This is a genomic window from Pseudoalteromonas fuliginea (assembly GCF_000690055.1).
Lineage (GTDB): Bacteria > Pseudomonadota > Gammaproteobacteria > Enterobacterales > Alteromonadaceae > Pseudoalteromonas > Pseudoalteromonas fuliginea.
In genome coordinates this window covers 146660-156420 of the sequence record NZ_JJNZ01000026.1, presented here as the reverse complement: position 1 = coordinate 156420, position 9761 = coordinate 146660, and the positions used below count along the sequence as shown (strand labels likewise).

The window sequence follows — 9761 nt, the reverse complement described above, 5'->3', positions numbered from 1 at the left end:
TCGCCTATTTATGGGGAACAACCACCGTTCATAGGTTCCGCCTTGTCGAAACACCAAACATTCTGCTGCAAATTCAACCACCAAAGTTCAGCACGTCCTAGTACGCTTTATCTACACGCACTGTGTTGTCGTTCAAGTAAACTAATCTTACGTTATCGCCTTTGCTAAAGCGCATTGATTGGTCTTGATCTTGAACAACCATAAACTGGTCGCCGTTTTCAACTTGTATTAATAACTCTACAAAATGATTTTGCTGATAATGACTTTGCTGCTGCCTATTATGCGCAATACTGCCGCCAATTACCGAGCCTAATATTGTTGCTACTGTGCGGCCGCTGCCGCCACCAAACTGGTTGCCTACAACACCGCCGAGTAATGCACCGCCGAAGGTTTTCCAGCCGTTGTTTTTGTCTTGAATGATTTCTTGTTCGGTAATATTGCGTACCGATTTTACGTCACCAAATAAAACTTGCTGCACAGGGACTGCTTTATTGCGCTCGTATTTAGCAAACGTAGGCGCACTTATTGTAAGTAAAGCGCACATAATTACAGTAATTGCTTTCATAACTTGCTCCTTTTATACCAACCTGCATAAATCTTTGATCAATTTAACGAATTAAATTGCGCTATAACGTCGTTAAAAATTTTTTATTTAGAACCACTAGATACAAAAATCTCTGTCTAGTACTAGCGTAATTTTCTTAACGTTAAATAGACCCCATATATAAGCCGATTGGTATTAGCTACCAGCCAAAGGTTGATTTTTCTTTCGTTTTACGAATTTCAGTTTCGTCTGCCCATTCAACTAGGCCGCTTTCCATATCCATTAAACGCATCGTAAATTTATAGTATACGTCTGATTTATCGGCATTTGATTTAACTATGCTCGATAAATTTCCGTATAACATATATTGCGCGCCAATTTGTTTACCAAATGCAACGGCTGTTGCAGGGTTAACAAGGGCATCTTCGTTCTGAAACGTTAATTGCTCACGTACTGACTCAACACGCGTCATATCTACAAAACGGAACTTACCGCTGCGTAGCATTTGTGTTGAGATTGAATCGGTGATTGATTCAGTATCAATGTGTTCACTGGTTTTGTTTTTAATACGCTCAACAAATACTACAGGGCGTTTATTAGCGGTCATTGTGCCAACAACGGGTGAGCTGAGTAATGAATCGGTCATTTGGCTCGCTACTTTTTGTAAGTCAGTAGAGCCAAAATTAATATCGGTTGTTTCTACGGCTTGTGCGTCGCCATAACTTACTACGGCTTTATTAGCACAGCCACTTAATACTAAAGCGCTCAAGCCAACTAAAGCGTAAGTTGATGCTGTTTTAAATTTGTTACTGATGATCATGGTTGTTTCCTTTAATCTTTAAATTCTTGTGATTCGGTAGACACTTCTCTTACTGCTAAAGAAAAGGTAACTGCATCAGAGCTTGGTGCTAAGCCCGGTAATTGTGTTTTTGCAAAACCAAATAAGGTGAGTGCTTGCCAAGGTGAGTGGTTGCCTTTAATAACAAAGCCGTCTTTATCAAACCAATTAAATTGATACTGTAAATACTGTGATTTTTTATACTGACTCGAAAGTGTCACTACCACATCGGTTAACTGGTTTGTTTGACGGGTCTTTATGTCAGTTATAGTCAGCTTTTTACTTAAAGCTGGGTTATCAACACGTAATTGCTCATTAAACTGGCTTTTATTTTGTTCAACAGAAATACCGGATGTAATCGGTTTACTTGAACATGCACTTAGCATTAGTACTGCTAATAATGGCGCTATGTATTTCATGATGGCTCCTAAAGTTGAACTACGTGGTAATTAAAGTAGTTATTGATAGAGGTTAAGTAAATTAACGTTAACCCTTGCTTACTAATGGTGAAATTTATAGGCGCTTGTGTGCCTATATGCAGAGAATGCTCACCTGTATTTAGGTTTTGCCTTGCAACACTTATTTGATTTGGAAGCGTAAGCCAACTGCGTGTATCAGCTTGCTCAGATGCCAAATTATAAATATTGGCAATTATGTTACCTACATCACCGGCGCTGCGAGCAAATTCTGCACGCACTTTTTCTTTTGCCACTAACCTAAGTACTTGACGGGCTACTTTTGCAGGTATTTGATCTTCTAATGTTTTGGCTGCAAGTGCTTCAATGTGTACCAGTGGACTAAGCGTTAAGCTTTGTGCATCAATGTTTATGGTGTTAAAACGGCGCACATAGGCGTTATCTTTATATACCGGCATTGCTAGGCTATAAAAGCGTGCATCGCCACGTGATGAATAAATTGGTAAGCGCAGTTTAAATTCATCTTGTTTTGGTACTAAGCCTTGTTCAAATAAAACAATCACTTCGCCTTGTGATGAAGAAATAGTTGGCGCATCACTAAAACGTTTTTTGAATTCACTTAAGTCTTGCGCAAACCCTTGTTTTTTAGCAAGGCGTATTACGTCCTGTTGTAAATAAATATTGTTAGGTTGTATAGCGAGTGCTTTTTTATAATCAATATAAGCATCGTCGTATTGTTTAGCACTTTGGTAAAGCAAAGCAGATAAGTAAAACGTGTAGGCATTTTGAAAGCCATTTTTTACATCCCTGGTTACATTGTTCATACTCGGGTAGTGCTGTTGCGCTTCTTTTATTGTTGAGTCTACTTCAGTTTGATTTTCTGCAAGTGCATCAACTTGTACTTTATTAGCTCTACGAATTTCTACTAAAGCGCCTTCAATATCATTTTTATATACATAGTTAAGTGCTTTATAGCTATGAAGCATGCTCATTTCGTAAGCAGGTGGAACATAGGTAATGGCTGAGTCGTTAGTAAATAACGCATTACTTTGTTCAAGCCCTGCACTTACCTGTATTTTGGCGGCTTCACGTTTTTTTTGCATTTGCGTATACACATTCTCGAATTTGCTTTGTGCATCATTTGCTGTATTCGCTAAGTCGTTTAAACGAGCTTGCTCGAGTTGGTTGAGTAAGTAGCTGCTGTGCAGGGTGCTATTATTAGCAATAAGGGATTGCGCTTCTTCGATGTTATTTTTCTCGATCGCATTTCTTATTGGTGTCATTTGCGTGGCATAGTCATTAAATAGGTCACTAAAACCTATTGTGCTACACCCACTTAAAATAAAACAAAAGCTTAAAGTTATACTTAGGCGCACTGCGCACTCCTCTTAATTTACCTGCATACATTAACATATTATTTTTAGCTAAATGTGTGAAATATTGTAAAAAATCGTAGAGTAAAATTGCCTGCTAATCTAGAAATATAAGATCACACTGGTGAACAAAACGTGAATTCTATTAATTTTTATCAACTACACTGAAATAGTAATTTAGCTTTTACGGTCTAGCTATTTGTTATATCACTCAGAGGAAATAAAAAATGAAAAAGTTCACAGGTGCAGCAATGGCTGTAATGGTTGCAGGTTTAGTTGGTTGTAATGCTACAGAGGCAGAAACATCACCATCAAGTTCTGTTGCAAATAATGGCGCAACAACTGATTTAGTTCATTGTTACGATGCAAATGTGTGTGGCGGTCATAACGATTGTAAAACAGCTGAAAATGCATGTGCTGGTCAAGCATCATGTAAAGGTACTGGTTTTGTAGCTATGCCTGCAAAAGCGTGTGCTGACGTTGGCGGTAAAGTAAAAGATAAATGGGTTGGCAGTGTAGCTAAAGCTGATTTAGTACATTGTAATGATGTAAATGTATGTGGCGGTCATAATGATTGTAAAACAGCTAATAACGCGTGCGCTGGACATGCATCATGTAAAGGGACTGGTTTTGTATCAATGCCAGCAAAAGCATGTGGTGACATTGGTGGTTCTGTAGGTAGCTAATACCAATTTTATTAAAAATATGATCTTTTTATCGCATTAAATAGCACACTTATTGCGTTATTTTCTTAGCGCTATAATAGATCACAAATTTAATGCAATTGGTATAAAAATTTATCGAACGCATAAAATAAGCCTGAACGATGTATTTTATTATTCAGGCTTATTAAGGAAGTTTATGACAAATCGTTTTTTAGGTTTTGGTTTAGGACTAAGAGCCCCTCATTTTGAGCAAATTATTGCAGAGAAACCAGCTGTAGATTGGTTTGAAATTATTTCAGAAAACTATTTTGTAGCCGGTGGAAAACCTTGGCATTATTTAAATAAAATCAGATCTGATTACCCCATTGTGATGCATGGTGTATCAATGTCGATTGGTAGTACAGACGCAATCAACAAAGACTATTTAAATCAGTTAAAAAACACCATTGCAAGAGTAGAGCCGCAGTGGGTGTCTGATCATTTATGCTTCACTCAAGTTGGCGGCATAAATAGCCACGATTTACTGCCAATGCCTTACACCAATGAGGCGCTTGAACATTTAGCTAATAAAATATCGCAAGTTCAGGACTACCTAGGCCGAGAGATGATTTTTGAAAATGTGTCGAGTTATTTAACATACAACGCTTCACAAATGAGTGAGTGGGAATTTTTAGCGCAATTACATAAGCAAACTGGCTGTAAGTTTTTAATGGATGTAAACAATGTTTATGTAAGTGCACGTAATCACGACTTTAACGCAATGGATTATTTATCGGCTATTCCGAGTACTGCTATTGCGCAAATTCACTTAGCAGGACATCAAGACTTTGGTACGCATATTATAGATACTCATGATGAAGATGTCCCAGATGCGGTATGGGACTTATATGCTCAGTATGCAAAAACATTAGGCCCTGTAAGTACTATGATTGAACGCGATGATAATATTGGCTCCCTTGATGATTTAATAACTGAGCTTGAGCATGCTAAAACGCTAGTGAAACCGTTTTGGGATATTAGAGCATGAGCGATTTAGCGAAGCTGCAACAACAGTTTATGGATTTACTGCAAGGTGAAAGTTCGGATATTAGCGACCAAATTGCGCAGCAAGGGCAGTTAAACACACAACAGCGACTCTCTATTTATCAAAACGCTTATAAAATTCGTTTAAGAGCTGTTGTAGAACAAGATCACGAACAGTTGGGCATTTACTTAGGTGATGATTTATTTGAGATGATGGTTGATGGTTATTTAGCTTTATATCCTTCAACTCATACGTCACTACGAATTTTTGCAGATAAATTACCTGATTACTTAGCCACCAATACTCCTTTTAACGATTACCCCATACTTGCAGATATAGCCAAATTTGAACGACTATTGCTAAGCGCGTTTGATGCAAGCGATAAAACATTACTCAATGTATCAGAGCTTGAAAGTATTGAACCACAGCAATGGCCAAATTTACTATTAAAATTACATCCAAGTGTACAGTTAGTCGCGTTTAATACGTTGGCGGTTGAAAGTTGGCAGGCAATAAAAGAAAAGCAAACACCGCCAGAACCAATAGCCTCAGAACCTCGCTTTTGGGTTATTGCACGTGATATTGACAGGCGTACACAATATTTAAGCGTTGATGAACAAGAGCATCGCTTGCTGAATCTATTAAAACAAAACACACCCTTTGCACAGTTATGCCAATCCTGTTTAAATGAGCTCCCTGGTGAGCAAATCGCTGGGTTTTTAATTACTAAAATTAATCAGTGGCTTGAACGTGGTTGGTTAATTAACGAGTAAGTTTAAACAACAATGTTTTTTTGTTGCAAAGGAATTTTTTTGAAAGCCACCATATACACAATCATTGCTTTAATTGCGTTTGCCGCAAATTCTCTTTTTTGCAGAATGGCTTTAGCCGAAGGCTATATAGATGCTTGGAACTTTACAGTTATTCGCTTACTAAGTGGTGCAGCGTGTTTGGGCATTATAATGGCTATTTATACCCATAATTTAAAACGTAAAGGCACATTTAACCCCGCTATTATAAGTGACAGAGGAAGCTGGCAAAGCAGTATTAGCCTTTTGGTTTATGCACTTTGTTTTTCGATTGCCTACGTAGAGCTCGATACAGGCACTGGCGCACTTATTTTGTTTTCCGCTGTGCAACTTACTATGATTGGCTGGGGTATTTATCAAAAAGAGCAATTAAGTGTGCTTCAGTGGTGCTCGTTTATAGTGGCGCTAGGCGGCTTTGTATATTTAATGCTGCCATCCGCTGCAGTGCCTTCACTGTTTGGTGCATCACTTATGGCACTCAGCGGTATAGCATGGGGTATTTACAGTATTCGCGGTAAAGTGTGTGTATCGCCACTGCGTACTACTGGGTTTAACTTTATAAGAAGCTTAGTGGCTATCCCTGTTTTATTACTTGTAGGTATGAGTTATTTAAAAAATATGAGTATTGAAGGGGTGTTACTTGCGTGTGCCTCGGGTGCGATAGCATCTGGGATTGGTTACAGTGTTTGGTATGTAGCTATGCCACTGCTTAAAAGTACCCAAGCTGCTGTTGTGCAGTTGTGTGTGCCGGTACTTGCAGCCATTGCCGGGGTTTTGTTTTTATCAGAGCAGGTAACAATGGAGTTTGTAGTCGCAAGCGCGTTAATTTTAGGCGCTGTGCTGGTATTTATTTTAAATAAAAAGAAGGCATAATATTATTTGAGCGAGCCTTCTTTTAGGGGTGTGCTTACGTTTGTTACAAAGCGTGTATAAATAGCAGGTAAGTTATCAAGTATTGCCTGCTTGCCCTGTAGTTCACTGTTTTTTATACATTCAAAAAGTACTTGCTCGCTAAGTTTATTCACTAATAATTGTGACTGCTTAATATGGCTTATATGCCAAAGCTCAGGTGCGACGCCACCTAAATCATGCTGGTAAGGGCGATAAAAGCCAAACTTACCCAAGTTGTCATCAAGCCAGTTACTTAAAGGTGCAAACGGCCCACCTTGCAGGTATTCATCAGGTGTTAGCTGTAGCTTATAATCATCACTTACTGCGGCTTTATCAAACACATCTAAGTCAGTCCCTAAATGATGCCTGCTTGCCCCAGGTAGTGCAGAGTAGAGCATTATAGCTATACATTTATCAATCTCGCTTAGCTTAGTTAAATCTACAATTTCTTGCTGTTTATTATAAACAGGTCGAATACCTAAAAACTTATTATTCCAAATAATTGACTGACGTTCAAAGTCGCGAAAACTTGAGGCAATAGTAAGATCAAATCCCGCTTTTTGAGCTGCACTTTGTAGTGCTAAAAAGTCGCTAGTAATAGCGCTGTGCAAGCGATGATTTTGTATATCAGTTAAATGTGTATCACTTTGCCCTGTAATACACATTATTGGTGTTGGTTGAGTGGCATCCATTATGTTAAAAGTTGCTCTAATATTTGCTCGTAAATGTTGGTAAGGGCTATTAAATCATCGGTACTTACGCATTCATCTACTTTATGAATAGTAGCGTTACGTGGCCCTAGTTCAATTACTTTAGCACCTGTTTGCGCAATAAAACGCCCGTCAGATGTGCCACCTGTGGTTTCTAGGTTTGTGGTTAAACCGGTTACCGATTTAATAGCATTGACTGTGGCATTAACAAGGGGGCCGTGCTCGGTAATAAAAGGCAAACCATTTACTATCCAACTTAATTCATAATTTAAGTTATGCTTTTGTAGAATGTCATTTACACGTTGTTGTAATTGCTCATGCGTTACTTGCGTGCTAAATCTAAAGTTAAACTGTATTTCTAGTTCACCCGGGATCACATTACCAGCACCTGTGCCGCCATTAATATTTGAAATTTGAAAGCTGGTAGCAGGGAAGTATTCATTTCCGTTATCCCACACCGTTTGGCTAAGCTCAGTAAGTGCAGGGGTTGCTAGATGAATTGGGTTTTGTGCTAAATGAGGGTAGGCTACATGCCCTTGTACGCCCTTAACGGTTAAAAAAGCGGTGAGTGAGCCTCTTCGACCATTTTTAACAACATCACCTAGTACATCTCGTGATGAAGGTTCGCCAACTAGGCACATATCGATTTTTTCACCGCGTGCTTCTAGCGTATCAATTACACGAGTCGTCCCGTTTACAAATGGACCTTCTTCGTCAGAAGTAATTAAAAATGAAATTGAACCTTTATGATCTGGGTGCTTAGTAACAAAACGCTCGGTTGCTACAAGCATTGCTGCAAGTGAGCCTTTCATATCAGCAGCGCCACGGCCATGTAAGAGACCGTCTTTTATTAATCCTGAAAACGGCGGATGTTGCCAATTTTTTTCAGGGCCTGTTGGCACCACATCGGTGTGACCTGCAAAACAAAAGTGCGGTGATTGTGTGCCTTTTCGAGCCCAAGTGTTAAGTGTGTCGGTAAAAAATAATGGCTCTATATTAAAACCAACCGCAGCAAGGCGATCGTTCATCATTTGTTGGCAGCCAGCATCTTCGGGGGTTACTGACTCTCGTTGGATTAGCGCTTGAGCGAGTGCAATTACGTCAACAGTCATTATTTAAAAATCTCATCGTATTGAACTGCTTTAAAACCTAAATGGTAGCTGCCATTGTTTACGAGTACCGGACGTTTGATCATTGCAGGTTGTTCAACTAACAGTGAAATAGCACTCTCTTTAGTTAAGCTTTGTTTTTGCTCATCAGTTAATGCACGATAAGTAGTACCACGTTTATTAACAAGCTGTTCCCAATCAAGCTTATCAGCAAAGTCACTCACCATTTGCTCATTCACGCCATCTTTACGGTAGTCGTGAAAAGTAAATTCGACATTGTTATCGGTTAAATATTTTTTAGCTTTTTTAATCGTGTCACAATTGCTAATGCCGTATAAGGTAATCATAGATTTAATTCTTCTTAATAATAGTTAATAGAGTGTCTTCACCCGCTTGTACCAGTGAGTGAGAGTAATGAAATGTACCAAGGTTGTGGCCATTTAGTAAAATTAGGCTAGCAAGCATAGGAGTATCAAGCTCTCGTAAATCAAAATAAGCAAGGCGTTGGCCTTTGATTATTTTGCTACCATTGAGCTGTGCTATATGAGTGTGTGTAATTGGTTGCGATGTTGAAATGGTTAAGTTGATTAACACTTTCAACCCATTTTTTGCTTGTAATATAAACTCCGTGCCTGCATTTTTTACCTGTAATAAAGTGCCATCAAACGGCGCTAAAATTTTATGGTTAGTTAGTTGCACTATAATACCTGGCCCAAGTGTGCCAAAGCTAAACAAAGGTTCTGGATGTTCATTTAGCTCCAGTACTTTGCCTGAAAAAGGGCTGGTAATATTAATGGCGTTACGAGGTATTTTGTTTTGCGCAATATATTCTACTTTTTGTGCTTTCATAATTTATTCAGCCACCACACTGTAGCCATCTTTTTTTAGTGCCGTAATAGCTTGAAGTGCAGTTTGCTTTTTTACAAGTATGTAATCGGTGTCGTAGGTTGAAATTGAAAATATAGATATTTTAGCACGTGCTAATACGCCCGAAATATTGGCCATTATCCCGGTTAGCGAAAAACCAAGTGGGCCAACAACTTCAAGTGCTTGCCAATTTGGCTCTGTGTCTAGGCTGTTTATTTCAAAGCTACTAGGGCATACAATTGAAAGTTCGTCGTGGGTTTTAGAAATAAAAAACAACGGGAGTTTTAACAGCGCCGCAGGTATGTCGGCATCTATATCTAAGCTATGTATAGATAAAACGGTGCTGTGTAATTGTAATGTTTGTTTTGACATTAAAAACCTGCGAAACAGCAATATCGGTAGGTTTATAGTATAGATTATTAGCTTTAAATTAAAGGTGTAACAGTAACTAACCTGATAGTAAGTGAGTTAATTCCCGAAGGTAGAAAAACTTACCCACAATTTCTGTGGATAAG

The 9761-nt window shown here is 38.7% G+C and carries 13 protein-coding genes; 4 read left to right on the top strand and 9 right to left on the bottom strand.

The window, feature by feature from the left end; all coding sequences use genetic code 11:
* Positions 1–97: 97 nt before the first annotated feature.
* From DC53_RS11255 to DC53_RS11270, 4 genes are all read right to left on the bottom strand, one after another.
* Positions 98–565 (bottom strand): outer membrane lipoprotein, encoded by a 468-nt coding sequence (locus tag DC53_RS11255; protein ID WP_033029502.1) that lies wholly within the window; start codon positions 563–565, stop codon positions 98–100.
* A 178-nt stretch (positions 566–743) separates the two neighbouring features.
* Positions 744–1364, bottom strand: coding sequence for a penicillin-binding protein activator LpoB (gene lpoB / locus DC53_RS11260; RefSeq protein WP_007375407.1), 621 nt, complete (start codon positions 1362–1364; stop codon positions 744–746).
* A gap of 11 nt (positions 1365–1375) precedes the next feature.
* Positions 1376–1801, bottom strand: a complete 426-nt coding sequence (locus DC53_RS11265; protein WP_007375406.1) for a YcfL family putative periplasmic lipoprotein — start codon at positions 1799–1801, stop codon at positions 1376–1378.
* 8 nt (positions 1802–1809) lie between these two features.
* Positions 1810–3174 carry a COG3014 family protein gene (locus DC53_RS11270; protein ID WP_033029500.1) on the bottom strand — a complete coding sequence of 455 codons (1365 nt, stop codon included), beginning with the start codon at positions 3172–3174 and terminating at the stop codon, positions 1810–1812.
* 224 nt (positions 3175–3398) lie between these two features.
* On the opposite strand from DC53_RS11270, the gene bufA2 reads away from it, so the two are divergent.
* From bufA2 to DC53_RS11290, 4 genes are all read left to right on the top strand, one after another.
* Entirely contained in the window at positions 3399–3857 is a 459-nt protein-coding gene (gene bufA2, locus DC53_RS11275; protein WP_007375404.1) for a BufA2 family periplasmic bufferin-type metallophore, read from the top strand.
* A gap of 175 nt (positions 3858–4032) precedes the next feature.
* Positions 4033–4863, top strand: coding sequence for an MNIO family bufferin maturase (gene bufB, locus DC53_RS11280; RefSeq protein ID WP_007375403.1), 831 nt, complete (start codon positions 4033–4035; stop codon positions 4861–4863).
* A complete protein-coding gene (locus DC53_RS11285; RefSeq protein WP_033029499.1) occupies positions 4860–5633 on the top strand; it encodes an HvfC/BufC N-terminal domain-containing protein in 774 nt (257 codons plus the stop codon). The genes bufB and DC53_RS11285 overlap by 4 nt, the downstream gene beginning before the upstream one ends.
* Positions 5634–5672: 39 nt before the next feature.
* Positions 5673–6542, top strand: coding sequence for a DMT family transporter (locus DC53_RS11290; RefSeq protein ID WP_008134094.1), 870 nt, complete (start codon positions 5673–5675; stop codon positions 6540–6542).
* Positions 6543–6544: 2 nt separating this feature from the next.
* Here the strand turns inward: DC53_RS11290 and DC53_RS11295 are convergent, their stop codons facing one another.
* The 5 genes from DC53_RS11295 to DC53_RS11315 are packed head-to-tail and all read right to left on the bottom strand — an operon-like array spanning position 6545 to position 9618.
* Complete coding sequence (locus tag DC53_RS11295; protein ID WP_008134093.1) at positions 6545–7252, bottom strand: M15 family metallopeptidase; 708 nt, start codon at positions 7250–7252, stop codon at positions 6545–6547.
* The gene (gene dapE, locus DC53_RS11300) at positions 7252–8382 is read right to left on the bottom strand and encodes a succinyl-diaminopimelate desuccinylase (protein WP_033029497.1); all 1131 of its coding nucleotides are present in this window, start codon (positions 8380–8382) and stop codon (positions 7252–7254) included. The genes DC53_RS11295 and dapE overlap by 1 nt, the downstream gene beginning before the upstream one ends.
* The gene (locus tag DC53_RS11305) at positions 8382–8726 is read right to left on the bottom strand and encodes an ArsC family reductase (RefSeq protein WP_008134091.1); all 345 of its coding nucleotides are present in this window, start codon (positions 8724–8726) and stop codon (positions 8382–8384) included. The genes dapE and DC53_RS11305 overlap by 1 nt, the downstream gene beginning before the upstream one ends.
* A 4-nt stretch (positions 8727–8730) precedes the next feature.
* Complete coding sequence (locus DC53_RS11310) at positions 8731–9228, bottom strand: PTS glucose transporter subunit IIA (RefSeq protein ID WP_033029495.1); 498 nt, start codon at positions 9226–9228, stop codon at positions 8731–8733.
* Between the two features lie 3 nt (positions 9229–9231).
* Positions 9232–9618: an ACT domain-containing protein gene (locus DC53_RS11315; RefSeq protein ID WP_033029493.1), complete on the bottom strand. Its 387-nt coding sequence runs from the start codon at positions 9616–9618 to the stop codon at positions 9232–9234.
* Positions 9619–9761: the final 143 nt, after the last annotated feature.

Bases quoted from the DNA above. Each gene is read 5' to 3' on its own strand.
- DC53_RS11255 (WP_033029502.1), bottom strand. From the start codon at position 565: ATGAAAGCAATTACTGTAATTATGTGCGCTTTACTTACAATAAGTGCG.
- lpoB (WP_007375407.1), bottom strand. From the start codon at position 1,364: ATGATCATCAGTAACAAATTTAAAACAGCATCAACTTACGCTTTAGTT.
- DC53_RS11265 (WP_007375406.1), bottom strand. From the start codon at position 1,801: ATGAAATACATAGCGCCATTATTAGCAGTACTAATGCTAAGTGCATGT.
- bufA2 (WP_007375404.1), top strand. From the start codon at position 3,399: ATGAAAAAGTTCACAGGTGCAGCAATGGCTGTAATGGTTGCAGGTTTA.
- bufB (WP_007375403.1), top strand. From the start codon at position 4,033: ATGACAAATCGTTTTTTAGGTTTTGGTTTAGGACTAAGAGCCCCTCAT.
- DC53_RS11285 (WP_033029499.1), top strand. From the start codon at position 4,860: ATGAGCGATTTAGCGAAGCTGCAACAACAGTTTATGGATTTACTGCAA.
- DC53_RS11295 (WP_008134093.1), bottom strand. From the start codon at position 7,252: ATGGATGCCACTCAACCAACACCAATAATGTGTATTACAGGGCAAAGT.
- dapE (WP_033029497.1), bottom strand. From the start codon at position 8,382: ATGACTGTTGACGTAATTGCACTCGCTCAAGCGCTAATCCAACGAGAG.
- DC53_RS11305 (WP_008134091.1), bottom strand. From the start codon at position 8,726: ATGATTACCTTATACGGCATTAGCAATTGTGACACGATTAAAAAAGCT.
- DC53_RS11310 (WP_033029495.1), bottom strand. From the start codon at position 9,228: ATGAAAGCACAAAAAGTAGAATATATTGCGCAAAACAAAATACCTCGT.
- DC53_RS11315 (WP_033029493.1), bottom strand. From the start codon at position 9,618: ATGTCAAAACAAACATTACAATTACACAGCACCGTTTTATCTATACAT.